This window comes from Bacillus sp. AFS023182 (assembly GCF_002560575.1).
GTDB classification, from domain to species: Bacteria; Bacillota; Bacilli; order Bacillales; family Bacillaceae_G; genus Bacillus_A; species Bacillus_A arachidis.
This window is the reverse complement of the sequence record NZ_NTRO01000051.1, coordinates 59,330-86,058: the sequence shown is the minus strand read 5'-3', so window position 1 is coordinate 86,058 and position 26,729 is coordinate 59,330. Positions and strand designations below refer to the sequence as shown.

General features: G+C 35.0%; 22 protein-coding genes. 8 read left to right on the top strand and 14 right to left on the bottom strand.

Features of this window, described 5'->3' with window-relative positions; translation table 11 throughout:
* Positions 1-77 precede the first annotated feature (77 nt).
* The 3 genes from CN288_RS19985 to CN288_RS19975 form a co-directional block, all read right to left on the bottom strand.
* The gene (locus CN288_RS19985; protein ID WP_098302951.1) at positions 78-704 is read right to left on the bottom strand and encodes an FMN-dependent NADH-azoreductase; all 627 of its coding nucleotides are present in this window, start codon (positions 702-704) and stop codon (positions 78-80) included.
* 194 nt (positions 705-898) lie between these two features.
* Positions 899-1,546 (bottom strand): response regulator, encoded by a 648-nt coding sequence (locus tag CN288_RS19980; protein WP_026592104.1) that lies wholly within the window; start codon positions 1,544-1,546, stop codon positions 899-901.
* A 25-nt stretch (positions 1,547-1,571) separates the two neighbouring features.
* Positions 1,572-3,131 carry a GAF domain-containing protein gene (locus tag CN288_RS19975; protein ID WP_098302950.1) on the bottom strand — a complete coding sequence of 520 codons (1,560 nt, stop codon included), beginning with the start codon at positions 3,129-3,131 and terminating at the stop codon, positions 1,572-1,574.
* A gap of 157 nt (positions 3,132-3,288) precedes the next feature.
* Here CN288_RS19975 and pdxK point away from each other — a divergent pair, with 157 nt between their 5' ends.
* Entirely contained in the window at positions 3,289-4,113 is an 825-nt protein-coding gene (gene pdxK / locus CN288_RS19970) for a pyridoxine/pyridoxal/pyridoxamine kinase (protein ID WP_090692739.1), read from the top strand.
* A gap of 163 nt (positions 4,114-4,276) precedes the next feature.
* Here pdxK and CN288_RS19965 read toward each other — a convergent pair whose 3' ends face one another.
* From CN288_RS19965 to CN288_RS19925, 7 genes are all read right to left on the bottom strand, one after another.
* A complete protein-coding gene (locus tag CN288_RS19965) occupies positions 4,277-4,480 on the bottom strand; it encodes a YbdD/YjiX family protein (RefSeq protein ID WP_098302949.1) in 204 nt (67 codons plus the stop codon).
* A complete protein-coding gene (cstA, locus tag CN288_RS19960) occupies positions 4,473-6,548 on the bottom strand; it encodes a carbon starvation protein CstA (RefSeq protein ID WP_098302948.1) in 2,076 nt (691 codons plus the stop codon). Before cstA ends, CN288_RS19965 begins: the two co-directional genes overlap by 8 nt.
* A 123-nt stretch (positions 6,549-6,671) precedes the next feature.
* Positions 6,672-7,388 carry a LytR/AlgR family response regulator transcription factor gene (locus CN288_RS19955; protein WP_098302947.1) on the bottom strand — a complete coding sequence of 239 codons (717 nt, stop codon included), beginning with the start codon at positions 7,386-7,388 and terminating at the stop codon, positions 6,672-6,674.
* Positions 7,389-7,546: 158 nt separating this feature from the next.
* Positions 7,547-8,746: an MFS transporter gene (locus tag CN288_RS19950; protein ID WP_026592110.1), complete on the bottom strand. Its 1,200-nt coding sequence runs from the start codon at positions 8,744-8,746 to the stop codon at positions 7,547-7,549.
* A 351-nt stretch (positions 8,747-9,097) separates the two neighbouring features.
* Positions 9,098-9,838: a WecB/TagA/CpsF family glycosyltransferase gene (locus CN288_RS19935; protein WP_026592111.1), complete on the bottom strand. Its 741-nt coding sequence runs from the start codon at positions 9,836-9,838 to the stop codon at positions 9,098-9,100.
* A 14-nt stretch (positions 9,839-9,852) separates the two neighbouring features.
* Positions 9,853-10,956 (bottom strand): glycosyltransferase family 4 protein, encoded by a 1,104-nt coding sequence (locus tag CN288_RS19930; protein WP_098302946.1) that lies wholly within the window; start codon positions 10,954-10,956, stop codon positions 9,853-9,855.
* 85 nt (positions 10,957-11,041) lie between these two features.
* Positions 11,042-12,424 carry an O-antigen ligase family protein gene (locus tag CN288_RS19925; protein ID WP_098302945.1) on the bottom strand — a complete coding sequence of 461 codons (1,383 nt, stop codon included), beginning with the start codon at positions 12,422-12,424 and terminating at the stop codon, positions 11,042-11,044.
* Positions 12,425-12,717: 293 nt separating this feature from the next.
* Here CN288_RS19925 and CN288_RS19920 point away from each other — a divergent pair, with 293 nt between their 5' ends.
* The gene (locus CN288_RS19920; protein WP_026592114.1) at positions 12,718-13,356 is read left to right on the top strand and encodes a trimeric intracellular cation channel family protein; all 639 of its coding nucleotides are present in this window, start codon (positions 12,718-12,720) and stop codon (positions 13,354-13,356) included.
* A gap of 133 nt (positions 13,357-13,489) precedes the next feature.
* Here CN288_RS19920 and CN288_RS19915 read toward each other — a convergent pair whose 3' ends face one another.
* The gene (locus CN288_RS19915) at positions 13,490-14,794 is read right to left on the bottom strand and encodes a glycosyltransferase family 39 protein (RefSeq protein ID WP_098302944.1); all 1,305 of its coding nucleotides are present in this window, start codon (positions 14,792-14,794) and stop codon (positions 13,490-13,492) included.
* Positions 14,795-15,280: 486 nt separating this feature from the next.
* Here CN288_RS19915 and CN288_RS19910 point away from each other — a divergent pair, with 486 nt between their 5' ends.
* The 4 genes from CN288_RS19910 (at position 15,281) to CN288_RS19895 (ending at position 19,155) form a co-directional block, all read left to right on the top strand.
* A complete protein-coding gene (locus tag CN288_RS19910; RefSeq protein WP_098302943.1) occupies positions 15,281-15,793 on the top strand; it encodes an acyl-CoA thioesterase in 513 nt (170 codons plus the stop codon).
* 232 nt (positions 15,794-16,025) lie between these two features.
* Positions 16,026-16,748: a LicD family protein gene (locus tag CN288_RS19905; RefSeq protein ID WP_098302942.1), complete on the top strand. Its 723-nt coding sequence runs from the start codon at positions 16,026-16,028 to the stop codon at positions 16,746-16,748.
* Positions 16,749-16,805: 57 nt separating this feature from the next.
* Complete coding sequence (locus tag CN288_RS19900; RefSeq protein WP_026592118.1) at positions 16,806-18,260, top strand: oligosaccharide flippase family protein; 1,455 nt, start codon at positions 16,806-16,808, stop codon at positions 18,258-18,260.
* 73 nt (positions 18,261-18,333) lie between these two features.
* Positions 18,334-19,155: a glycosyltransferase family 2 protein gene (locus CN288_RS19895; RefSeq protein ID WP_098302941.1), complete on the top strand. Its 822-nt coding sequence runs from the start codon at positions 18,334-18,336 to the stop codon at positions 19,153-19,155.
* Positions 19,156-19,205: 50 nt separating this feature from the next.
* On the opposite strand, the gene CN288_RS19890 is transcribed toward CN288_RS19895, so the two are convergent.
* Both CN288_RS19890 and CN288_RS19885 read right to left on the bottom strand, forming a co-directional pair.
* Positions 19,206-20,144, bottom strand: coding sequence for an SDR family NAD(P)-dependent oxidoreductase (locus tag CN288_RS19890; protein ID WP_026592120.1), 939 nt, complete (start codon positions 20,142-20,144; stop codon positions 19,206-19,208).
* A gap of 56 nt (positions 20,145-20,200) precedes the next feature.
* A complete protein-coding gene (locus CN288_RS19885) occupies positions 20,201-20,773 on the bottom strand; it encodes a TetR/AcrR family transcriptional regulator (RefSeq protein WP_098302940.1) in 573 nt (190 codons plus the stop codon).
* Positions 20,774-20,902: 129 nt separating this feature from the next.
* Between CN288_RS19885 and abc-f the strand changes: the two genes are divergently transcribed.
* A complete protein-coding gene (gene abc-f / locus CN288_RS19880) occupies positions 20,903-22,495 on the top strand; it encodes a ribosomal protection-like ABC-F family protein (protein ID WP_081811029.1) in 1,593 nt (530 codons plus the stop codon).
* 57 nt (positions 22,496-22,552) lie between these two features.
* On the opposite strand, the gene CN288_RS19875 is transcribed toward abc-f, so the two are convergent.
* Positions 22,553-23,428, bottom strand: a complete 876-nt coding sequence (locus CN288_RS19875; RefSeq protein ID WP_098302939.1) for a TetR/AcrR family transcriptional regulator — start codon at positions 23,426-23,428, stop codon at positions 22,553-22,555.
* A gap of 182 nt (positions 23,429-23,610) precedes the next feature.
* Between CN288_RS19875 and CN288_RS19870 the strand changes: the two genes are divergently transcribed.
* Complete coding sequence (locus CN288_RS19870) at positions 23,611-26,721, top strand: efflux RND transporter permease subunit (protein WP_098302938.1); 3,111 nt, start codon at positions 23,611-23,613, stop codon at positions 26,719-26,721.
* Positions 26,722-26,729 lie beyond the last annotated feature (8 nt).

Sequence of the window (26,729 nt, the reverse complement as noted above, 5' to 3'; positions counted from 1 at the left end):
TTATTAAAAAACAAAAAAGCAGCACCAACACCATAAAGGTACTGATACTGCATATTGAACGACGATTATTGTATTAATTAGAATGTGCTTGCTACTTTAACAGCTTTCTCAAGGCCTTCTGCAATAATCTCTTCCGCTTTATCTGGGAATTGGTTATGACCTTCAACAATAACTGTCTTCATATCTTTTGCACCGAAGAACCCCATCATGCTTGCTACATATTTAACAGCCATTTCTACTTCTGCTGCTGGTCCTTCAGAATATACACCACCGCGTGCGTTTAATAGCGCAATTTTCTTATCTCCAATAAGGCCTACTGGTCCTTCTGGTGTATATTTAAATGTTTTACCAGCACGGTTTAAGTAATCGATATATGTGTGCAGTACAGCTGGAATTGTTAAGTTCCATAACGGGAAACCAAATACTACTTTATCAGCTGCAAGGAATTGATCTAAATATTTATCAGCAACAGCTACTGCTTTTGCTTCTTCTACTGTTAAATCAAATCCTCTACTTGTTTTAAATGTACCGTTAATCATATCTACTCCTATATATGGTAATTCTTCATTGTATAAATCAAGTTCTACCACTGTATCATTTGGATGTGCTTCTTTATAACTTGCTAAAAACGCTTCATATAATTTTACGCTAACTGCTTGATCTGCTGGACGGTTGTTAGCTTTTACAAATAAAACTGTTGTCATGCCTTTTTTCCTCCTATTGCTTACTCTTACGTTGTTTATTATCTACTCGCTAAAAAGGGATAATCCCTTGTAATTATTGTTGTTTACAAATACATTTTATCCTCTCATCCTAACAATTTCTTCCTCACATAGACGTATCTTTTCATAAAAAAAGTCCGCCTCCTAAAGGCGAACTAAGTCCTACGACTTTTGTCTTATACGATCCCACTTTTCACTGCATATAAAGCTGCTTGTGTACGATCAGATAAATTTAATTTGCCTAAAATACTACTTACATGAGCTTTTACTGTTTTTTCTGTAATCACTAATACGGATGCAATTTCCTTATTACTCATCCCTTTTGCCAAGAGCTGCAACACTTCATTTTCCCTTGCTGTTAGTACATCTACATGAATATTTGATGACTCTTGTTTCTCTTCTTGCGGCAAAGTTTGAGACAGAAGCGCGCTTGCTATATCAGGGTGAAGCTGAATATTTCCTTTATATGCGCTACGAATCGCTTCGACAAGTTGATCAGGCTCAACATCTTTTAGAATATATCCGCTTGCCCCAGCTTTTAAAGCCGGCAAAACATGCGCTTGATCAGAAAAACTAGTTAATACGAGCACTTTCACATTTGGATATTCCTTTTTGATGCATGCTGTCGCTTCGATCCCATCCATCTCTGGCATATACAGGTCCATCAAAACTATATCTGGCCGCACTTCTTGAACCTTCACCAAAGCTTCTTTCCCATTATTTGCCTCTCCAACCAATTCAAGATCTTCTTGTGTGCTTAAAAAAAAGGCTAATCCTTTTAAAACAACTGTATGATCGTCAACTAATAATACTCTTATCTTCACAAGTTTCCCTCATTTTCACATCGCATTATAATGGTACGATAACTTTTATACTTGTTCGCTTTTTCTCACTTACAATCGTAATCCATCCGCCAATTAACTCTGCGCGTTCACGCATTGTTGTCATACCGAGCGATTTCTTCTCTTTTATATCTCTTTCTATAAAACCGAGGCCATAATCAACTACCTCTAAGGACACTTCTTTCTCTGTTACTTTCAAATAAATTGTCGCCTCTGTTACCCCCGCATGTTTACTCACATTATTTAAAGCCTCTTGTCCAATTCGCCATAATGTTTCTTCCACTACACGTGGTAACTCACGCACACCTTTAACTTGCTCACGAATGTTCAGCCCTAAGTTCTCTCCATATTGCTTTAAAGCGGGTAGCAACCCTTTTTCTAATCCTGCTGGACGGAGTTGCCAAATAAGTGCTCGCATTTCTTTTAAAGCACCTTGTGCTAATTCCCTTATCTCATGAAGGGATTGATCTACCGTTTCATTTTGTCCCTTTAAAACAGCTTCTGTCCCCTTAGTCATAAACGTTAATGAAAATAACTTTTGTGAAACTGAATCATGCAGATCCCGTGCCAAACGGTTTCGTTCTTCCATCCGAGCAAGTTCACGTCGCTGTTCATTTAACCGTAAATTTTCAATCATTAATGAAATATGATTCGTTAACGCTTGCACGATATCTACGGTATTCTCATCAAATCCTCCATGCTTCGAACTCACGCATAAAACACCAAACACTTGATTTCGAATTTGTATTAGAGCAACAATGATAGAGCCATTAGACCGTCTTTTCAACAAAACAGGCTGATTTTTTTCTATCGCTTCTTTTGCAGTACTCTCTAACTCCCTATCTCTTTCCGTTACATATTTCTTATAACAAGCTCGCATAGATAAGTTCTTTTCTTCCTTTATAAAAAACGCAACTTTCTCCCACTGAAATACATCCTCCACTTGTTTTACAACTTCTTCTGGTAATGTATTTAACTTATGGATTTTTCTTAGCTCTTGAATGAAACGTTCTAATTTCACATAATAATGAGCACGTCTTTTTTCACTTTCATATAATTTTGTCCGTTTTAAAGCTGTTCCAATTTGCAAAGCAACCGATTGCAGCAGCATAAGTTCCTCTTCAGAAAAATGTGTTTTTCCTGGGCTTGCTACATTTAGCACACCGAATTCTTCACCGCCAGCTTTTAGGGGAACTGTTGCATGATGAAGAATTCCTTCTGTATCGCCCCAATTATGTTCAATTGCATTATTAATTCTCTTACATTCAATAATATTAACTGCTCGCTCTAATTTCCCTTCTACAAAGCGACGCAGACACCAGCATTCTCCTTCACACATCGGTCGTTTATTTTGAAACGCGAGCGCTGCTGGTAAATGATAATCAATTAATTTCGTATATCTACCATTTTCATCGGCCAGAAAAATCCATCCTGTTGTTAATCCTGTTACATGCAATAATTTTTCTAATACCGCTTGCAACATGTGATATGTATCATTAGATGTATTTAACGTTTCTGCAATTTCTTTTAATATAGCTAATTCGCTTATACGATTCCCTTGAAACATAAATTGTCTCCTATATACGATATTTTCATTTCTTATTGTAACAAATTCATTATCTTTTCAACCAAGCTAACTACTTTTTCACTTTGTACTTATTCATAACATTGATATAATGGATAAAAATGTAGTTTTCATTATATCACCTAAGGGGGCTTTCTCAATGACATTAAACAAAGCACTTACAATCGCTGGTTCTGACACAAGCGGTGGCGCTGGCATACAAGCAGATTTAAAAACGTTCCAAGAACTTGGTGTATACGGAATGACATCTCTTACAACAATTGTAACGATGGACCCACATAACGGTTGGGCACATAACGTGTTCCCTATCCCTGCTTCTACACTAAAACCACAATTAGAAACAACAATTGAAGGCGTTGGTGTTGATGCTTTAAAAACTGGTATGCTTGGATCTGTTGAAATCATTGAAATGGTTGCTGAAACAATTGAAAAGCATAATCTACAAAATGTAGTAGTAGATCCAGTGATGGTTTGCAAAGGGGCAGATGAAGCATTGCATCCTGAAACAAATGACTGCTTACGCGATGTACTTGTTCCAAAAGCATTAGTTGTGACACCAAATTTATTTGAAGCATATCAACTAAGTGGTGTGAAAATTAATTCCCTTGAGGACATGAAAGAAGCCGCAAAAAAAATCCATGCTTTAGGTGCAAAATATGTACTAATTAAAGGTGGTAGCAAACTAGGTACGGAAACTGCAATCGATGTATTATATGATGGAGAAACATTCGATCTTTTAGAATCAGAGAAAGTTAATACAACAAATACACACGGTGCAGGTTGTACATACTCTGCAGCAATTACGGCAGAACTTGCAAAAGGTAAATCTGTAAAAGATGCTGTAATAATCGCAAAAGAATTCATCACAGCAGCGATTCGTCACTCTTTCAAATTAAACGAATACATCGGGCCAACACATCATGGTGCATATCGTAAATTTACAACTGGAAAAGAACTTGTATAAGAAATAAAAAAACAGGCTATCTATAGATAGCCCGTTTTTTTATGATGCTGAACTTAGCTTATTTCTAACATTTCCATACTATTAAAAACTACAAACTTAAAATCCTGTTGTTCCACGTGAAACAACAACAAAGTAAAAAAAGAGCGACGAATCGCTCTTTTTTTCAGCAACACCTTGATATTTTTCCACCTTTCGCATTGAATCTGGCTTCTTGCGCCTCTGCAAAGAACTGTTTTCGACATAGAATCATTTCTTCTGGATGGTGCTGTTTCATATGAGTAACGTACGTTTCATAACTTGGTACTCCAACAAGCAAACTAATAAATTGCTTTCTTGTCCTCCACACCTTCCCCAATTTTTTAAGCATAATTTCTCGACTCACTTTCATCTCTTGGAATATAGGGTGCTTCTTTTAATGGTGTTGCTTTATTTTGCAGCACCTTAATCCATATACGAATAGCTGAAATAAGGACCGCTATTACAACTAACATGAAAATTCCACAAAGTGCAGCATCGATATAATCATTGAAAATAATTTGCTTCATTTGTCCCACATTTTTGGCCGGTGCTAGTATTTTCCCTTCATCTAAGGCATTTTGAAATACTTTTGCATGGGATAAGAATCCAATTTTTGGGTTATCATGGAATAATTTTTGGTAGCCGGCTGTCATCGTCACAATCAGCAGGCCGACAGTTGGAATAAGTGTAACCCAAACATACGCCTTTTTCCCCATTTTGAACAATATCGTTGTTCCGAGTAATAACGCAATACCCGCTAACATTTGATTCGCAATTCCAAAGAGTGGCCATAGTGTATTAATCCCACCGAGTGGATCAACTACACCTTGGTATAAGAAATACCCCCACCCTAACACGCATAGCGTTGTTGCAATAACATTAGCTAGTGTAGAATCCGTTTTCGCAAATGGTTTATATATGTGTCCTAAAATATCTTGAATCATAAATCGTCCTACACGTGTACCAGCATCAATTGTAGTTAGAATAAATAGTGCTTCAAATAAAATAGCAAAATGATACCAGAACGCCATCATCGCAGTTCCACCGATTACTTGTGAAAAGATGTAGGCCATTCCAATTGCTAATGTTGGTGCTCCTCCTGTGCGAGATAAAATTGTTTGTTCACCAACATTTACAGCCAGGTCCTTTAACTCGTTTGGTGTAATCGCAAATCCCCAAGAAGAAATAACTTGAGCTGCTTGCGATACATCTGTCCCGATAAGAGCTGCTGGACTGTTAATTGCAAAGTATGTTCCTGGTGTTAATACACAAGCTGCAATCATTGCCATCGCTGCAACGAATGATTCCATTAACATCGCTCCGTAGCCAATTGGCTGAGCATGACCTTCTCTTTCAATCATTTTCGGAGTAGTACCAGAGGAAACTAAAGCATGGAATCCTGATACTGCCCCGCAAGCAATTGTAATAAATAAAAACGGAAATAGGTTCCCAGAAAACACAGGACCTGTTCCATCAATAAACTTAGACACAGCCGGCATTTGTAGGTTTGGCGCTACGATTAAAATACCAATTGCTAGCCCAACAATCGTACCGATCTTTAAAAATGTACTTAAATAATCACGTGGAGCAAGAAGCATCCACACTGGTAATGCCGACGCAATAAAACCGTATACAATAAGCATAATTGCAATTGTTTCACCACTAAAAGTAAACATGCTTGCAAGGGTAGGATTCTCAGCTACATACTGTCCTCCCACAAGAGCTAAAAGGAGTAAAATAATACCGATAACCGATCCTTCTCCAATGCGTCCTGGGCGAATGTAACGCATATAAACACCCATTAAAATAGCGATTGGAATTGTCGCTGCGATCGTAAACATTCCCCAAGGACTACCAACAAGCGCTTTCACAACTACTAGAGCTAAGACTGCTAATAAAATGATCATGATACCTAAAATACCAATCATCGCAATCAATCCTGTTACAGGACCGATCTCATCTTTAATCATTTCACCTAATGATTTTCCATTACGTCTCATTGAAGCAAATAAAATAACAAAATCTTGTACTGCCCCAGCAATTACAACCCCAACAATAATCCAAATTGTTCCTGGCAGATATCCCATCTGAGCTGCTAAAATAGGTCCTACTAGTGGACCCGCTCCAGCAATTGCCGCAAAGTGATGTCCAAATAATACCCATTTATTTGTTGGAACATAATCCTTTCCATCATTTAGCGTCTCAGCAGGTGTTCGCCGATTATTATCTAATTCAAATACTTTCCTAGCAATAAATCTACTATAGAAACGATAAGCAACAGCATATACAGAAACAGCTGCCACTAATAGCCATACAGCATTAATCGTTTCACCTTGTGATAAGGCAATTACACCAAATCCGGTTGCTCCTAAAGCTGCGATTACACCCCAAAGTAAAATTGACTTAAGCGCCTTCACATACAATCCCCCCCTATACTACTTCTTAGTGGAAATTGTACTAAATTTTCTGAATATTTAATTTAAATCTTCCTTATTATGAAGGATTCTTATGTTAACATGTTGAAATTCACTTACAACTTGTCATAGTTCAATTTTATTTCGCAGTCGTTTTACATAGTTTCGACTAACGGGAATTGCCTGCTCATCATACCTTTCCAAATAAAGATTATAGGTTCCATTATAATAAGGCTTTAGTTCTTGAACATACATAACATTTATTAAATAACTTTTATGAACACGTAAAAAATCATATGCTGTTAATTTATTTTCTAGTTCTTGAAGTGTATACGTTGAAATATACTGATTATTTGTTGTATAAATCGAAACTGTTTTATTCTCCTTATTCTTACTTACATATATAATATCCTCTGGAAAAATATATGTAATTCCCTCATGACTTTCAATCGGAAGTTTGCGCAAATGGCTTTTTATTTTCTTTCCCTTTTCTTGCTCTATTCTATGCAAAAGAAACTGTAAATCTTCCTCACGAAAAGGTCTTATTAAGTAATAAAATGCTTGGAATCGAAAAGCTGTTATCGCCTCTTCTATATCCCTACCTACAAAAATAAATTTTGCACTACAACTTAGCTGTTGTAATAAGCTAGAGAATTCAAATCCTGTGCCGTCTTTTAACTTTGTATCTAAAAAAACGAAATCAGGAGTATGTTTTTTTGCTATCTGTAAAGATTCCATTCCTGTTCCTGCTTCAAAACATTCTACATTTCTCATATTTTCTGTAAATGTCTCAATTAATTGATTTCTACATTCTGAATCTTCCATAATAAGTAAAATCCTCATCTGCCCAACCACCTAATTGTTTTGTCCATAAGTCTTGTTGTATACATTCGCTTTAGTAAGAAATAATCCCTTTTTCTAGCTATATTTTCTATTTAATATGCTACTTTTTTTCTCAATAATAATATAAGGAAGGAAGTCATTTGGACTTCCTTCCTTTATTATACTAATTCTTGTTGCTTTGTTTCCTGTCCAAGCACAACCACTGCAAGCACCCCTATTAAAATGGAGCTGCAAAAGATTGTAAAGATTAAAGAAAGAGAAGCTTGCGAGGCAACAAGGTAACCTACTAATAACGGACCGAGAATACCACCAATACGACCAAATGCGGCAGCCATACCTGCCCCAGTACCACGAATTACTGTCGGATACTGCTCAGGTGTATATGCATATAATGCTCCCCATGCTCCTAAATTAAAGAAGGACAATAGCATTCCTGCCACCAGCAATATCGTAAGCGATTCAGCTACTCCAAAGACGTAAGCACTACATGCTGTACCAATTAAATACGTAACTAATACAAACTTACGGCCAAGTCGTTCAATAAACCATGCAGCAGTAAAATATCCTGGCAGCTGCGCTAATGTCATAATTAATACGTACTGGAAACTTTTTATTAAACTAAATCCTTTTAATACCATTACACTTGGTAACCAAAGAAACATACCATAATAAGAAAAGACAACACAGAACCATAAGATCCATAGCATAATTGTTGCTTTTCGATATTCTCCAGACCAAACTGCTTTTATATTTGTAATAACAGATTGTTGTTTCTCGACTCTCTCAAACCTTGGTGAATCTGGTAAATTCCATCGTAAATATAGTGCATAAAAAGCTGGAACTGCACTTAATACCATCGCTACTTGCCAGCCATACTTGGGAATTACAAAATAAGAAATAAGAGCTGCAATTAACCAGCCACCAGCCCAAAAACTTTCTAATAACACAACAATTTTCCCACGCTCATGCGCCTCAACGCTTTCAGATACAAGTGTCGAAGCAACCGGTAATTCTCCGCCAAGTCCCATGCCGATTAAAAAACGCAATATAAGAAACATAGCTAATGTTGTTGTTAATGCTGTTAAGCCACTACAGATAGAAAATAATAATAATGTCATAATAAAAACGGACTTACGCCCCATCTTATCTGCTAATATTCCAAATAAAAGCGCTCCAACTGCCATTCCGATAGAATTTACACTTCCAATCCATCCCATTTCTTGGCTACTTAATCCCCATTCTTTTTGCAATGCAACGATGACAAATGAAAGCATGCCGACATCCATTGCATCAAATAGCCAACCAAGACCCGCTATTCCAAGAAGCTTGCGCTTTGAAATTTCTTTTATATCCCCCACTAAAAACCCTCCTTACACAGGTGTCTTTACACATCATTTTACACATGTGTATTGTATAAGTAAAATACTTTTATTTCTACACTTACTGTAAAGTTTTATTTTAAAATTCCCATAAGGCGATGGCTTTATTAGTGAGAAATACTGTATAAAGTGGAAGTTGCTCGTCCAGAATGCGAGGGGGATGGAGCTTCTGACGTAGAGGTGTTTTTTTACCTCACAAGAAGAAGCGAAGCCACCGAACATTCTAGCCACTGGAACTGGACAATGCTTTCGCTCAATTTTGAGGTGAGAGTATTACTGCCCGCAAATAGCGGGATAAATTTTTCCAAACAAAAAAGCAGCGATATTTCGCTACTTTTTCGAACGCATTACTTCTTTTAGAAATTCAGCTAATACAAGCTGACGACGCCAACGCGTCGGATTGCTACATAGTCGGTAAAACCATTCGAGATGAATGGCTTGAATCCATTTTGGCGCACGTTTTACTTCCCCTGCCCAAACGTCTAAACTGCCACCTACACCGACAGCTACCTTCGCTTGCAAACGATGCTTATTATTTTGAATAAAATTTTCTTGTCTTGGGAATCCGAGTGCTACAAGTAAAATATCAGGCTTTGCTTCTTGAATACGAGAAATAATATCTTCTTCCTCTTCTTGTTTAAAGTATCCATCTTGAGTCCCCACAATAGATACAGCTGAATATGTTTTTGTTAAATGATCAGCAGCACCTTTCACAACATGTGGTTTTGCCCCAAGTAAGAAAACCGATACAGGTTTATTTTCTTTCGACAACGCTTCAAATAAATCACTCATTAAATCAAAACCAGCTACTCGCTCTTTTAATGGTGTCCCTAACATACCACTTGCTTTTACAACACCGATACCATCTGGTGTAATTAAATCTGTTTTCAAAAGTGTTTGATAAAAACTTGGGTCTTTTTTCGCACACATTACGATTTCCGGATTTGCTGTTACAACTTGGAATGTATGAGTTCGTTCCGCCTCTAACTGCTTCATGATATATTGAATTGTCTCTTCCATTGTCATCGTAGAAAAAGGGACACCTAAAATATCAACTGTTTGCACTGCCATAATGATAATCCTCTCTATTTCAATAAAAGTTTTTTATATGCTTTATGAGTATCTTCATATAGATTTCGTAATGAGAAACGCGAAGAAGCATGCTCATACAAGCGTTCACCCATCGATGCTAATTCACCATTCTCCCATTTCTTATATCCTTCCTCTAGTGCACTTACTAATGCATGTGTGTCACCAGTCGGTACAATCCATCCATATGTAGGATTAACAATCAACTTTTCCATATCACCAACATTTGTTGCAATAGACGTTAAACGCTGATTTGCGGCTTCTAATAGTACAAGTGGGAAACTTTCACTATAAGAAGTTAATAAATTTATATGAGCGGATGCATATAATTCTTTTACATCCGAACGATGTCCTAAAAATAGTACTTTATCCTCTAAATTTTTCTTCCTTACTACCTCTTTCAACTCTGCTTCAATTGGACCATCGCCAACTAACAACACTTTTATATTTGGGATCGTTATTTTTTGCAAGGCATCAAATAAAATATTATGTCCCTTTACAGGGTGAAGACGAGCCACTTGAATAGCTATAAATGACTCTTCTTGTATACCAAATTTATCTTTCAAATTATAAGGTTTCGCTGGGATATCATCATACTCAATCCCGTTATAAACAGTACAAATTTTATCTTCTGGCACCCCGAGTGCTACAGTATTTTTCTTAAAACGTTCTGTAATCGCAAAAAACAAATCCACTTTCTTATAAGAATGTAAATTTAATTTTGTAAAAACCCAACCTTTTAATCCACGCTTCATAAAATCAAGGGTTGGATCACTATGAACCGTTGTAACCCATTTTGCACGTATTTTCCTTTTTAGAAGAGATAGATAAAAGTTTGCGCGTGCACCATGTGTATGTACAATATCAAAGTATCCTTCATTAATAAACGTACGTATTTTGGAAAGAATCGATATGTCATAACGAGATGATTGGGAAAAAACATGGACCTTAATTCCGAGCTCTCTTGCTTCTCTAGCGATCGCACCTTCTTCAAATACAGCTAGTTCAACTTCATCTTCTGGAAATTGTGACAAAAGTGAAATAATGTGAGTTTTCCCGCCACCTTCTTCTGCTCCAGCATTCATATGCAACACTTTCATCTCTTTCCTCCTCCATTTTATGTTCTCTTATCGTTTACTATAGCAAAAAATAAAAGCTAACGTGGCGCTAGCTTTTATTTTTCTATCATTCAATTTCTAAATCCACAATTAAATATGCAAAAATTACAGCAAAATAAATACTTACTCCAGGAGCAGTTAATACATGACCTGCTATAAACGCAATACCTAAACCTAATGCTAGCGAGGTTGCTAATAATCCGTATTTTACTGTAAATACCTCTCTAAACCTAGTTATTAGTATGAGGAGAATCTTTATACCAAAGTATAAAAATGGAATTAAAAGCAAAGCAAAACCGATAATTCCAAATGCATAGAACCAATCATGGAAATCTCTTTCAATTAGCTTCGGGTCCCCTTTGAAATTCCCAGAATACCCCATGCCCAATAATTTTTGAGATGTTGGAGCTTCTGCATAGTAGTCTTTATACACTTTCTCAAACAGCTCACGTCCGCTGAAAATAAGCGCTTGTGTTTCCTCTTTTTTCTTTACTTCTTTTTCCTCTTGTGTCACAGGAGGTTTATGTTGTGGTTTATCTTCTTTCTTTTCCTCTGCCTCTTTCATCTCTTGTTTATTCTCAAGAAATTGGAAATGAAATCCTATATTTTTGAGGAATGGAGAAAACGGTGTATACGCCACTACTCCAGCAAAAACAACCGTTGCAATGATACCGTTCAGTAAATATGCTTTCTTTTTTCTATCTTTACGCTGTAAAAATGCTTGAACATAACACATAAACACAGCAACAATCATTGTACCAACAATGGCTCCAAATCCTACCTTTGTACCAATAGCAAATAATGAAAAAATCATTAAAAGAGAAGGAATCCAAAAATAACTCTTTGCTATACTTGTTGTTTTTTCAATTGAATATAGAAAAACAATTGGACATATCACTGCTAAAATGGAACCTAATTCATTTCCTGCATAGAACCAACCACGTGAACCGGTTTTTATAGACGTGTAACTATTATAATCCGTTCCTGTCGCAATCGAAATAACCATGATGGCATTTATAATTAATGTTGAATATACGATATAATTACGCATTTTTGAATATGTATTTACTTTATTTTTTAATGATTTAAATACAAAGATGTAACAAGTCAGCATAATGATTGGGTATAAAGATTTTGCTATAAATTTAATTTCTTCTCCCAACATGATAGGACTTTTAACGAATTTATTATTTACAAAACCTGCCGCACAAACAATCCCGACTACTATTAAATATATGATATATTTACGATTCCCTTTTTCTTTTGCTTGCAGCAAAATATAGATTCCACCAAGAGCCATTACAAATAAACGCGTAATAACTCCAATTGTTGTATCAATTTTTAAAACCATAATACAGAATGATGTGAGTAAGTCTAAAATCGGCTGTAACATAATGAAAATCAATAAAAAGTTTTCAAATTTATTACTTAAACTATTATTTTTTAACATCTCAAACCCCCATAAATAACTATCATTACCTTATCTCACTTTATACAATTTACAACGAAACTCTAACTCATCTCAAATATTCATTATAACATAATTTTTGAGTTAAGCTCTTTCAATTTATATAGAGAAAAGATAATAAATCCCCTTCTTATATGTCAGATATTTCGTATCTTCAAACGCTTTCTTTCCCCATTTTTTCTTTTTTTCTACATGTAACGAAAAGTAATTGTTATTTCTAAAACTTTAGTGTATATTTTGCTCTGGAACATCTTTAAAGGGAAGGAATTAGAGCTATGTTATTAATCGAAATATTTACGTTTCTTGGCATTGTTGCCGCTGCCATTTCTGGTACATTGGTGGGTTTAAAGAAAGATTTAGATTTATTTGGTGTCCTTTGTTTAGCTGTAGCTACTGCACTCGGTGGCGGAATTATTCGTGATGTTATGATTGGTAACCTCCCTCCCGTTGCATTTGTACAACCAATTTACTTTTTTGTCAGCGTATTAGCTGCTCTCTTTACTTGTATGTTTTTTGAACGTATTAACAAACTTCAAGTTGTAATTATGCTTTCAGATGCTGTCGGTTTAGGCGTTTTTACTGCTATTGGTGCAAACGCAGCAATGTCGCATCACGTTGATGCTTCATTTTTAGTTGTTTCAATGGGTGTTATTACAGGTATTGGCGGAGGAATTTTGCGTGATATTTGCGCTCAAGATATTCCCTACGTATTCCGTAAAGAAATTTATGCCATTGCTTCTATTTTGGGTGCAATTAGTTTTCTTATTACGCATGAAATGGGTGCACACGTATTAGCCTTTTATATTTGTTTACTAGTAACGTTCACTATACGTGTAGTCACTGTTATATATAATGTACATTTTCCAGTTTTCTTTAAAACACATTCAAAGGCAAATGCTAATAAAAGTCATTAAGAGAATTCAAAGCGAATTCTCTTTATTTTATACTCATTACCTAAATAAAAAAACTCACCATTTTTATGATGAGTTTTCTTTTCATATATACCTCAGTATGCTCCCGGAAAAAACGATCCTGTTACGAATGGCTTTATTTTTTGAAAAATAGCTTTTGACAATAGAAAGACAGCATATAAACACCTAAACTTTGTAAAATAAAAATGCTCGGTATGATTAAACTACCGTATACAATATCCTTATTCAAAAGTTTCATTCCAATGTATCCTGTTATAAGTAATAGGAATAACATATAGCCTTCGCTCTTTTGTTTTTGAATAAGGAAATGTAAAAGTGCAATTATCATAAATAAAGTTACAACCATAAAGAGAAGATTTTCACCCTTTAACAGTGCTCCATTCATTCCTTCTGATGATAGTTGATCTATGTTTGACTTAAGAGAAGCTAACCTTTCTGTTTCAAACGCCTTTAATGTTTGATCCATACGTTCTTTCCAACTTTGCGTTTGAACCGTTTCTTGTTTATTGTGCTGTTCCCCAATTAAAACCGATTGCACATATGCATTGTTAGAAATCGTATACTGTTTTATTCCCATTGCTTGAATCCCATAATTCACACTAAAATGTGTCGCATAAAATACAACTAAAATCCCTATTGCCTTTAACAATATATTTTGTTTATCTGCACTTTGGAATATTTCTACTAGTAAAATATACGTAAGTACTAAAATAAGTATAAATACTCCTACTGGATTAATTATATTACTAAAAGCAAATAATACCGCAGCACACACCCATATGTAAGAATGACTCAATCCTTTATGTAGTAATATATAACTCGCACAGTAAAATAAAAATACAGAGAGTGATTCTCCTGTTAACAATGAGCAAGAGAGAATATTAGGCAAATATAACGCGTAAAATACTGCAGCAATCCGACCACATTCCTCTTGAAATAAAATGGTAGCAATTCGATAAATGAAAAACGCCGTACCCATGCAATATAAAATATTACATAATCGTAAAACAAATGTAGCATCGCCAAACACACGAATCAATATTGACTCATATATAATGAAAGGTAATTGACTAATCACCGTTATATTACTGCTTCCTAGCGCAACTTGTTTTGCAGTCTCATACATGGCTCTCACATCACCTATAACTGGTGTATCCAAAAAGAGAACTGCCCCAAGTCTAACGAGTACTGTCATACTCATTAGAAAAATGAGAAACTGTTTATCCGTAAATCGATATTGCAAAATAGAAGCGAGAAGTAAAAAGAGTATAACGAAAATGGATAGTACAATCGTTACACTCGTGGCACTTCCTCCTAATAATTGCTTGCTCCCCTCAAAAGCGTTCCAGCAAGAATAAGCAAAAAAGGCAAGCATAGTTCCAATAATCATTTTACTAAATCCTGTTTGTATGTGATTCATATGTATATTGCACCTCTATTTCCATTTATAACACAACGATTCTATCACGAATAGACACATGACAGTTAGAAAATTTATCTCGCTATTCGCGGGCAGTAATACCCCCGCCTTAAGATTTAAATGGAAATAGAGGGATTAAATGAGAGATAAACTGTCCTTAAAAACCCAGTTGAAAAGGATTCATAATCAATTGAGAATGAAAAAATCCTCACTGATTAAAGTTTCACTATATATGACAAAAATAGCACACTCTTTTTTTTACTTGCAATGTAAGCGAAACCTCTTTTACACTACAATCTATACAAAACAAATTTTCTTTCAGTTACCCGCATAGAAATGCAACATTATTCTATTTTAATAAGATCAACTTCTTATCGAATATCGATTGTCTAAATAACAAATAGTATTCAATAGAAGAGATCAATCTTTTTTATACAGGAAATGAGCGTACCACTCTGATTGAAAACGTAAATAGGAGTAGATTATATGGATAAGAAATTTATGAGAGAATCAAAAGCAGTTAAAACAACGCGTGTTTTCCCAAATGATTTAAACAATCATCACACCTTATTTGGCGGAAAATTATTAGCAGAAATTGATAGCATTGCATCTATTGCAGCAGCAAGACATAGTAGAAAACATTGCGTAACAGCTTCCATTGATTCTGTTGACTTTTTAACTCCAATCCATCAAACGGATTCCGTTTGCTATGAGGCATTCGTTTGCTATACTGGAAAATCCTCGATGGAAGTGTTTGTGAAAGTCGTTGCAGAAAATTTATTAGAAGGTGAGCGTCGTATTGCTGCAACTTGCTTCATCACATTCGTAGCACTAGAAAATGAAAAACCCTCTTCTGTTCCCCAGGTGCTACCAGAAACAGAAGAAGAACATTGGTTATATAAAACAGGCAAAGAACGTGCACAAAACAGAAAAAATAATCGTTTAAAAAGTAAGGAAATGGCTGCTGTATTAACATTGAATAAACCTTGGAATGTATAAAACTTCTTCCCAAAAGACCATGACTCTCTTAGCGAATATAGCTCCACTATATTCGCTATTTTTTTTAACTATATCTATAAACGTTCTGTCTTACAAAAAAACATATAATTCCCCCTAATCTACATCATATATCTTCCTAGCCAATAGTTGATTTACAAAGTTTATGTGCGGTACACTTATATCCGACGTTATGAATTACCAATATTAATTTATTCAATATGGGGGACATTTCTTGAAACTTATACAATGTATTAAAAATCATTCACTTTATAGAAAAGTAAAATCAATCCCTGTTATTCAAAATTATTCTCAGAATAAAACACTTCGTATTAGAAGAGCAAACATGGAGCAGCATGGATTAAGATCACTCATTCTAATGCAAGAAGCATTTAAATCGGCAGGGCATACATTTTGGTTAGATTATGGGACTTTACTAGGTGCTGTACGTGAAAAAGACTTTATTGGACACGACGATGATATTGATGTTGGAACTTTTTACGTAGATGAACAAATGAAACAAGCTATTGAGGATCAAATGAAAAAAAGAGGTTTTATAAAAGAAAGAGCATTTGTAATCGACGACAAGACTGTAGAGGAAACATATGTCTATAACGGCGTATACATTGATATCTTCTATTACTTTAAAGAAGAAAGCCATAAAATATGGTGTTATTTCTTTGAAGGTGGTAAAAATGTAAAGTTTGAAAATTCAGGGACCACTCGTATTTCAACTGGTTGGAAAACAAAAAAAGCCATCTCTACATTTACAGGCATGAGAACAATTCCGTTCAAAGGTGAAACGTTTACTGTTCCTAGTAATTATGAAGAATATTTAATAGACAACTATGGTCCAAATTATATGATTAAAAATGCAAATTGGGATTCTTCTAACGCTGCTTCCAACATTGAATTACTTCCAATAGAGCATGCAAAAGGAATCTATTTTAATAACTAATATAATTTATTATGAAAGATACTGACGTAACTTTCATGTATGTAGAAAGGTGAAATCATGCAAAAGTCACTTGTCTCAAATATTTTCTATAAAATATTGCTCAATACCTTTAATATCATACTTCCCATTTTAGTTGGTCCATACGCATATCGAACGCTCGGAGTCGATTCTATGGGAACCGTTAATTTTTCTGAAACTATTTTTAATTACTTTTTCATTTTTGCTGTATTTGGTGTATATCAATATGGATTACGTGAAATCAGTTTAGTGAAAAACGATAAGAAGAAAGTTTCACAATTGTTCACGAGTCTATATGTGATTAACTTTACAACCAGTATCCTGGCTTTAACAGCCTTTTTATTATTTAGTTATATTGGATACGGGAACCAGGATTTATTCCCTGTACTTCTCATTTTCGGATTCAACTTTATCTCAAATTTATTTTATGTAGAATGGTTTAATGAAGCACATGAAAATTATGATTTCATTACGAAGAAAACCGTTGTTGTTCGTTTGATTTATGTTGTGCTTCTTTTTATTTTTATTCATGGAGCAGATGACTATAAGCAATTTGCCGGTTTATTAGTTCTATCAACATTTTTAAACCATACTATTAGTTTTATATATGTGAAGCGCCAAGTTAAGTTTGATTTTTCCAATTTAACAATTATTCCACATTTAAAGCCTTTATTTTTAGTTGTCATTTTTTCAAATGCTAATATTCTATACACACAACTAGACCGCTTTGTTTTAGGAGAATATGCTGGAAAAGCTGAAGTGGCTTTCTATGTAATGGCCTTTCAAATTATGACCATTATTAATACACTTATGTTAAGTGTTGTACAAGTTACAATTCCAAGACTTTCTTATTTGTCAGGAAACGCAACTGAAGAAGCATATGAATCGCTACTAAATAAAATTTCAAAAGTATATTTTATTACGCTATTTCCTGCAGCAATTGGATTAATGCTTATTGCTCATGAAGCTGTTGTCATTTACGGTGGAAAGGAATATGCTGGAGCTGGTAACACATTAATTATTTTTGCATTTTATATGATTTCAGTAGGGATCGAATCAATTTTATCAAACCAAATTATTTACGTAAAAAAGAAAGAAAGCATTTTAGTGCGCTTTTTATTCATTTGCGGGTTCATAAACCTTGCATCCAATATCGCACTTATATATTTCCACGTACTCACACCAGCAACAGCAATTTTCACAACAACAATCGCTAACTGTTTGTTAATTACACTTGAGTATATTTATGTGAAAAAGAAATTAAAAGTCAATTACACATTGTTCGATATACAGAAACTAAAATACATGTTCTATTCACTGACATTTTTACCAATAGCGTTCTTAGTTGATACGGTAATTTCGGAACAAATTCTACAAGTTATCATTACAATATTAGGATGTGCATTAGCTTATGCACTTATCCTATTCATAGTGAAAGATGAAATTCTCTATATGCTATTAAACAAAATGAAGACAAGATTTAAAAGAGCTTAATGTAGATGAAATAAGAAAACAAACTATTTTTCTTCATATGAACAAATGAACCTTCTTGAAGGAGCTGTTATAATTGAAATTCTCTTTAATCATGGCCACTTGTGGCAGACGTGATGATATTCTTGACTTACTAAAATCGTTAGAAAAACAAACTTATAAAAACTTCGAGCTCATTGTAGTTGACCAAAACGATACACCCATTTCTGATCTCTTTGAAGATTATAAGAAAAAGTTCGCAATCAACTATATTTACACGCCTATTAAAGGATTATCTCGTGCCCGTAATACAGGGTTAAAAGTGACTGATGGCGATATTATTGCTTTTCCAGATGATGACTGTGTTTATGAAACAAACGTGTTAGAAAGTATACTCGAAACATTTAATGCTAATAAAAATATTCAGTTTGTCTCGACAAACACTACAAATGTTGAAAAAACCGGATCATTAATACATGCTCCAAAAACAAATATTATGTTAAATAATAAATATGGATTCATAGGTCCTTCTTTTGCACTATTCTTTACGAAACAATTTGTACAAGATGTTGGTACATTTGATGAAGACTTAGGTGTTGGATCTGGAACAATTTATGGAGCTGGTGAAGAAACCGACTTCGTACTGCGCGGTATGAAAAATGGATATACCGGACTATTTAGAAAAGACTTATTCGTATACCATCCCGTAAAAGAAGAAGTGATTAATGAGCAATCATTAAAAAGAGCCATTTCCTATGCCGGCGGTTTCGGGAGAGTTATTCGTTTACATTATGGATTCCCTTACTTTTTACGTGCAGTTGCAGCTGCTGCATTCCGTATAACACAAAACATTTCAAACGATAAACGTAAATTCCATGCAAATCGCTTAAAAGGAATCGTTCGAGGATATTTTAAATAGAAAAAAAGAAGAGCGCCGTTCAATATTAGAACAGTTTACTCTTCTTTTTTTTATCTAGTTTCCCTCTTCAAAAACGAAATAGTCTCCTTTAATCCATCGCAATAAGGTGTCATTGGTATTTTACCAATATAGTTCTCATATTTTTCTCCACTCAATATAACTGGCTCTTCTATCAAATACAGCATTTCTACAAACTCCTTCATTTGTTTATCAAATAGGCCAAGCATTCTAATCATACGTTTTTTTACAGTCATTATAGGCTTTGTGTATCCAGTTAATTCTCTTATATACCCAATCATCTCTTCTCCTGTAATTACGCCACATCCTGGTATATTCCAGTTTTGTCCGTATGCATCATCACATAATGCTAGTTCAACAATAGCATTAGCTCCATCTGGCGTATAAATATATTCCCTTGCAATCCCTTTATCCCCAACAAAGCTAGATATTTTATTTTTAAGAACACCTTGTAGTGTATGATGAACAAGTGTACTTTCCGCATTTGGGCCATAAAAATCTGGAAAATGAGCAATAAGTACTGGTACCCCAGCCTGTTTCGCCATCAATTCAAGCTGCAAACGAATTTTCCCCTTCTTTGTATGTGGATTCTTTTCATCCTCTTCCGTTACCTTCTCTCGCCCCTGCCTTCCATACCCATAAATGTTATCTACCATCGCTAATTTAGCACCGTAATATTTCGTTGTTTCTAATATATTCTTTAGTAACTCCGGTTGTTTGGTCTCCCAGTCTGAATATGGAATATTTACAGCATGAAATATAACATTTACACCTTTCGCAGCTTCCATTATATTTGCTCGCTTAAATACATCTCCCGCTATTATGTGTACTCTTTCCTCATCGTAAAACAGCTTTTCTAGTTTCTCCTTATTTCTCGCAAAAGCGACTACATCAATCCCTCTCCTACATAACTCCTTTGTAATTGCATACCCCATTGCTCCAGATGCCCCCAATACTAACGCCTTTTTCATCATCATATCCTCCTTTTAATTAACCGCTGTTCAATTAATGTTAAAAAGAAAATCACTTACATAAGAAGCGATTTTACAATGAAGTCCACATGTGCATTAGCCAAATTTCGTACATCTTCAAACGTTTGAACATTTCTACAATAATGTGAAACAAACCCATGTAATGATAAAAAAACAGACCATATAGTCATTATACTTACCTTCTCATTACATAAGGAAGATACAACATTAGCAAACTTGTTATAACTGACATTTGGCTCATTTGCTAGACATTCTTTTAATTCTTCATCTTTAATCAAAAACATAATTTCATAATGACTTTGATTTCGTAGACCAAATTCAATAAAACCCAATAAAACTGCTTTTAATTGTTCTTCTCTCTGTAAATTTTGAGCAATCGTTTCATCTAATTTTTGATCCAATAATTGAAAATCTTGCTCAACCATCGCATAAAAAAGTTCTGCTTTATTTTTAAAATGATAATAAATTGAACCATGGCTATACCCTAGTTCCACCGCAATCTTACGCATTGAAGTATGCTGATACCCTTGTTTTATAAATAAATCTCTCGCTGCATTTATAATCATTTCTCTTGTTAACTCTTGTTTAACCGCTCTTCTTGGTGACATTTTTTATACCTCATATTTTAATTAACCACTGTTCAATTACATTATATTCCTTTTTTAAAAATATGCAACCCTATTCTTGTAAAAATATACATTTCGAAAGGATAGCATTATATACAAGAATTTAGTATCATGATTCAAGATACTATTTTGAAATGGACGGGGGACAATATGAGCTTATTAACAGTTGAAAATTTAGGTCATACATTTGGTGATCGCACACTATTTAAAGACGTATCAATGCGTTTATTAGCAGGTGAACATGTTGGATTAGTTGGCGCAAATGGCGTTGGTAAATCAACATTTATGAATATTATTACTGGACAACTTATCCATGACCAAGGACGCGTAGAGTGGACACCTGGTACAGATTACGGATATTTAGACCAGCATACAATCTTAACACCTGGCAGAACAATTCGTGATGTTTTAACAGATGCATTCCTACCTTTATTTGAGAAAGAAAAAGAACTCAATATCGTTACAGAAAAAATGGGGACAGCTACACCAGAAGAATTAGAAGAACTTCTTGATCAAATGGCAGAAATTCAAGATGCACTTGAAGCAGGCGGTTTCTATTTACTAGATATTAAAATCGAAGAAGCAGCACGAGGCCTTGGAATTGATGCAATTGGTTTAGATCGTGATGTTTCTGCACTAAGTGGTGGACAACGTACAAAGGTATTGCTTGCAAAACTTTTACTTGAGCAGCCAGAAGTATTATTACTGGATGAGCCGACTAACTATTTAGACGTTGAACACATTCAATGGTTAACAAATTATTTAAAAGAATATCCACATGCGTTCCTTTTAATTTCTCATGATACAGAATTTATGAACAAATGTGTTGATGTTATTTTCCATCTAGAATTCTCAAAAATGACGCGTTATACAGCGACGTATGAGAAGTTTTTAGAGCTTGCAGAAATCAATAAAAATCAACATTTAAACGCTTATCAAAAACAACAAGAATTCATCAAAAAGCAAGAAGATTTCATTGCGAAAAACAAAGCTCGTTATTCTACGACAGGCCGCGCAAAAAGCCGTCAAAAACAGCTTGATCGTATGGAGCGTATTGATCGCCCAGAAACAGCGATTAAACCAGAGTTCTCTTTCAAAGAATCTCGTGCAAGCAGCCGCTTTGTCTTTGAAGGAGAGAACGTAGAAATTGGTTATACACATCCGTTATTACCAAAATTAACAATGACAATTGAACGTGGTGAGAAAATTGCAATTGTTGGATGTAATGGTGTTGGTAAATCAACATTACTAAAAACAATCTTAGGTAAAATTAATCCATTAAGTGGGAAAACAAGCCTTGGTGACTTCTTAACACCAGCCTACTTTGAACAGGAAGTAAAAGCTGATAACATAACGCCTATTGACGCCGTATGGAATACATTCCCAAGTTTAGACCAACATCAAATTCGTGCTATGTTAGCGAAATGTGGTTTGAAAAATGAACATATTACTCGTCCACTAAACCAATTAAGTGGTGGAGAACAAGCCAAAGTTCGTTTATGTAAATTAATGGGTGAAGAAAGTAACTGGCTATTATTTGATGAGCCGACAAACCACCTTGATGTTACAGCGAAAGAAGAATTGAAAAAAGCAATGAAAGCATACAAAGGAACAATCCTTCTTGTATGCCACGAACCAGACTTTTACCAAGATTGGATAACGAAAGTTTGGAACGTAGAAGAATGGGCGCAAGCTAGTAATTAATAAAAAGGTGAACCATAGTGGTTCACCTTTTTATTACTATGGATGGATTTATCCATTTCATGTGATTTTTATATGATAATACCCTGCTAACCTCAACCGAAAATCTTTGAAATTAGCATATGATTTCAAGTTCGCTAGCATTCCTTGAATCACTGGTATTCTTGGATTTGGCAACCTCATTTCGGCTTCCAAAACATCTAGTGTAACTAACAATTCATCATTTTCTAACTGATCTGCCAATGTGCGTTTAAACATAATAATTTCCTGTAAAAAATGTTCCTTTGCTTGCTCTTTAATAAGCTCTGAACTACCAAATAATTGGTTCATTTGCTCTTCCTGCAAAACGGGTATGTCCTCAGAATGTACAAGCCCCTCTACAAGATCATCCATTCTCTTTAAAATAAATGTAGAGACGTGAGGTATATCAATTTCAGCTACATTAAAAATAATTAATTCTAAATAACTTCGGCATATCCCCTCTACCATAAACACAAGGTCTAATACATATGGAATAACCTTTTCACCATAAATGGATAATAAGCTATTTCGATAAAAGGCATGCGATTCTAACTTCATTTTCATCATAAAAGCTTCTACTTCTTTATTAAACGGGATTGCATTTTCTCTTGCAAGTATAATAAGAAATTCCTTATGTTCTTGGACATCATTAAACTGGCAATACAATTGCTTTTCAAACTTTTCACGTGGTAGCAAAGATTCTTCATCAATAGCCATCGTCTTGTTGTAGATTTTGTCATAATAATATTGAATTGTCGCTAATAACAATTCATCTTTTGATTTGAAGTATAAATAAAATGCTCCCTTCGATATTCCACATGCTGTTACGATTTCTTGCACTGACGTTGCATTCATACCCTTAGTTGCAAATAACTTTATTGCCATTTCGATAATTAAACGTTCTTTTTCTTTCATTTTTTCTCTCTCCTATTTATTCAAAAACGCTTATACCCACATTATAAAATTCTATCATAACATTACAATTTTTTTCATTTTACCATACCATGCTTTTCTATTGACCACTGACCACACAGTCAGTTATATTATGTATTAGACTGACCAGTTGGTCAATATTAATTATAAAAAGGAGTGCAAACATGAACAAAATTATTAACTTTTCGTTAAAAAACAAGTTCGCAGTTTGGCTATTAACCATTCTCGTTACCGTGACAGGGATTTATTCTGGACTTAATATGAAACTAGAAACAATCCCTGACATTACAACACCTGTTGTAACAGTAACAACGGTTTATCCTGGTGCTACACCAGCGGAAGTAGCCGATAAGGTATCAAAACCGATGGAACAGCAACTGCAGAATTTAAGCGGCGTCAATGTTGTCAGTTCTTCCTCTTATCAAAATGCCTCTTCTATTCAAGTAGAATATGACTTTGATAAGAATATGGAGAAAGCTGAAACCGAAATTAAAGAAGCACTTGCGAATATAAAATTACCAGAAGGCGTGCAAGATCCAAAAGTTTCCCGAGTAAACTTTAATGCCTTTCCTGTTATTTCATTAAGCGTAGCAAGTAAAGATGAATCTTTAGCTTCCTTAACTGAAAAGGTTGAAAAAAATATTGTTCCAGGATTAAAAGGACTTGATGGCGTTGCATCTGTTCAAACTTCGGGACAACAAGTAAATGAAGTACAACTTGTCTTTAAAACAGATAAAATGAAAGAATTAGGGTTAAGTGAAGATACTGTTAAGAATATCATTAAAGGCTCTGATGTATCTCTACCACTTGGACTCTATACATTTAAAGATACGGAGAAATCCGTTGTTGTAGATGGTAATATTACAACAATTAAAGCTTTAAAAGAAATGAAGATTCCTGCCGTCCCTTCAGCGGCAAGTGGTCAGGGTAATCCAGGGGCTAGATCTCAAGCACCACAGATGAATCCAGCTGCAGCTAATGGGATCCCTACTGTTGCATTAGAAGAAATTGCTGATATTAAGGAAGTCGGAAAAGCCGAATCTATTTCGCGTACAAATGGTAAGGAAGCCATCGGCATTCAAATTGTCAAAGCAGCTGATGCAAATACAGTTGATGTCGTAAATGCCGTAAAAGACAAAGTAAAAGACTTTGAAAAGAAATATAAAGACTTAGAAATTATCTCAACATTTGACCAAGGTGCACCGATTGAGAAATCAGTTGATACAATGCTGAGCAAAGCAATCTTTGGTGCCATCTTTGCTATTGTCATTATTATGTTGTTCTTACGAAACATCCGAACAACATTGATTTCTGTCGTCTCTATACCACTTTCTTTATTAATGGCTATTTTAGTACTAAAACAGCTGGATATTACACTTAATATGATGACGCTTGGAGCGATGACCGTTGCCATTGGACGCGTTGTCGATGATTCAATCGTTGTTATTGAAAATATTTACCGACGTATGTCCCTATCAGAGGAGAAATTACGAGGAAAAGACTTAATTCGTGAAGCAACAAAAGAGATGTTTGTTCCAATTATGTCTTCAACAATTGTAACAATTGCTGTCTTCTTACCACTTGGACTTGTAAAAGGTATGATCGGTGAAATGTTCCTACCATTCGCTTTAACAATTGTGTTTGCCTTGTTAGCTTCATTACTTGTAGCGATTACAATTGTGCCGATGTTAGCTCATTCCTTATTTAAAAAGGAAAGCATGAAAGAAAAACAAGCACATCATGAAGAAAAACCAAGCAAATTAGCAAACGGCTATAAACGTGTGCTTGGTTGGGCATTAAACCATAAAATCATTACATCTAGCATCGCTGTTCTTTTATTAGTAGGTAGCCTTGCACTTGTACCAATTATCGGTGTAAGTTTCTTACCATCTGAAGAAGAAAAAATGATTATTGCAACGTATAATCCTGAACCAGGACAAACATTAGAAGACGTTGAAAAGATAGCAACAAAAGCTGAAAAACACTTCCAAGATAAAAAGGATGTAAAAACAATTCAATTCTCATTAGGCGGAGAAAACCCAATGAGTCCTGGTAAAACAAATCAAGCTATGTTCTTCGTCCAGTATGATAATGAAACGAAGAACTTTGAAAAAGAGAAAGAACAAGTCATTAAAGACTTGAAAAAGATGACAGGAAAAGGTGAATGGAAAAGCCAAGACTTCGGGACTAGTGGCGGTAGCAATGAAATTAAGCTATACGTATACGGAGATAGTTCAGAAGACATCAAACCTGTCGTTAAAGATATTCAAAGTATCATGAAGAAAGAAAAAGACTTGAAAGATGTCGACTCTAGTATTGCAAAAACATACGCAGAATACACATTAGTCGCAGATCAAGAAAAACTAAGTAAAATGGGGCTAACCGCTGCCCAAATTGGAATGGGACTTTCTAATCAACATGATCGCCCTGTTCTTACAACAATTAAAAAAGATGGTAAAGATATTAACGTTTATGTAGAAGCAGAAAAACATGATTATGAAACAATTAATGATTTAACAGACCGCAAAATTACAACACCACTTGGCAACGAAGTAGCCGTTAAAGATGTTATGACTGTAAAAGAAGGTGAAACTTCCAATACAGTAAAACATCGCGATGGACGTGTTTATGCTGAAGTAAGTGCAAAATTAACATCCGATGACGTTTCAAAAGCATCTGCTGCCATTCAGAAAGAAGTCGATAAAATGGATCTTCCCTCTGGTGTAGATGTTACCATGGGCGGCGTTACAAAGGATATCCAAGAATCATTCCAGCAACTTGGTTTAGCGATGTTAGCTGCGATTGCCATTGTATACTTCGTTCTTGTCGTTACATTTGGCGGTGCCCTTGCACCACTCGCAATTCTATTCTCGCTACCATTTACAATTATCGGTGCCCTTGTTGCACTCTTAATCTCTGGTGAGACATTAAGCGTATCAGCGATGATTGGTGCCCTTATGTTAATCGGTATCGTTGTAACGAATGCTATCGTGCTTATCGACCGTGTTATTCATAAAGAGCGCGAAGGCCTATCAACGCGCGAAGCATTATTAGAAGCTGGAGCAACACGCTTACGTCCAATTCTAATGACTGCAATCGCAACAATTGGCGCTCTTATCCCACTTGCACTAGGATTTGAGGGCAGTGGATTAATTTCTAAAGGCCTTGGAGTAACGGTAATTGGTGGATTAACAAGTTCAACATTATTAACACTCCTTATCGTTCCAATTGTGTATGAAGTACTCAGCAAATTTAAAAAGAAAACTGTAGAATAAAAAAATAA

Bases quoted from the DNA above. Each gene is read 5' to 3' on its own strand.
- CN288_RS19985 (WP_098302951.1), bottom strand. From the start codon at position 704: ATGACAACAGTTTTATTTGTAAAAGCTAACAACCGTCCAGCAGATCAA.
- CN288_RS19975 (WP_098302950.1), bottom strand. From the start codon at position 3,131: ATGTTTCAAGGGAATCGTATAAGCGAATTAGCTATATTAAAAGAAATT.
- pdxK (WP_090692739.1), top strand. From the start codon at position 3,289: ATGACATTAAACAAAGCACTTACAATCGCTGGTTCTGACACAAGCGGT.
- CN288_RS19965 (WP_098302949.1), bottom strand. From the start codon at position 4,480: ATGCTTAAAAAATTGGGGAAGGTGTGGAGGACAAGAAAGCAATTTATT.
- CN288_RS19955 (WP_098302947.1), bottom strand. From the start codon at position 7,388: ATGAGGATTTTACTTATTATGGAAGATTCAGAATGTAGAAATCAATTA.
- CN288_RS19935 (WP_026592111.1), bottom strand. From the start codon at position 9,838: ATGGCAGTGCAAACAGTTGATATTTTAGGTGTCCCTTTTTCTACGATG.
- CN288_RS19930 (WP_098302946.1), bottom strand. From the start codon at position 10,956: ATGAAAGTGTTGCATATGAATGCTGGAGCAGAAGAAGGTGGCGGGAAA.
- CN288_RS19925 (WP_098302945.1), bottom strand. From the start codon at position 12,424: ATGTTAAAAAATAATAGTTTAAGTAATAAATTTGAAAACTTTTTATTG.
- CN288_RS19920 (WP_026592114.1), top strand. From the start codon at position 12,718: ATGTTATTAATCGAAATATTTACGTTTCTTGGCATTGTTGCCGCTGCC.
- CN288_RS19915 (WP_098302944.1), bottom strand. From the start codon at position 14,794: ATGAATCACATACAAACAGGATTTAGTAAAATGATTATTGGAACTATG.
- CN288_RS19910 (WP_098302943.1), top strand. From the start codon at position 15,281: ATGGATAAGAAATTTATGAGAGAATCAAAAGCAGTTAAAACAACGCGT.
- CN288_RS19900 (WP_026592118.1), top strand. From the start codon at position 16,806: ATGCAAAAGTCACTTGTCTCAAATATTTTCTATAAAATATTGCTCAAT.
- CN288_RS19890 (WP_026592120.1), bottom strand. From the start codon at position 20,144: ATGAAAAAGGCGTTAGTATTGGGGGCATCTGGAGCAATGGGGTATGCA.
- CN288_RS19885 (WP_098302940.1), bottom strand. From the start codon at position 20,773: ATGTCACCAAGAAGAGCGGTTAAACAAGAGTTAACAAGAGAAATGATT.
- abc-f (WP_081811029.1), top strand. From the start codon at position 20,903: ATGATTCAAGATACTATTTTGAAATGGACGGGGGACAATATGAGCTTA.
- CN288_RS19875 (WP_098302939.1), bottom strand. From the start codon at position 23,428: ATGAAAGAAAAAGAACGTTTAATTATCGAAATGGCAATAAAGTTATTT.
- CN288_RS19870 (WP_098302938.1), top strand. From the start codon at position 23,611: ATGAACAAAATTATTAACTTTTCGTTAAAAAACAAGTTCGCAGTTTGG.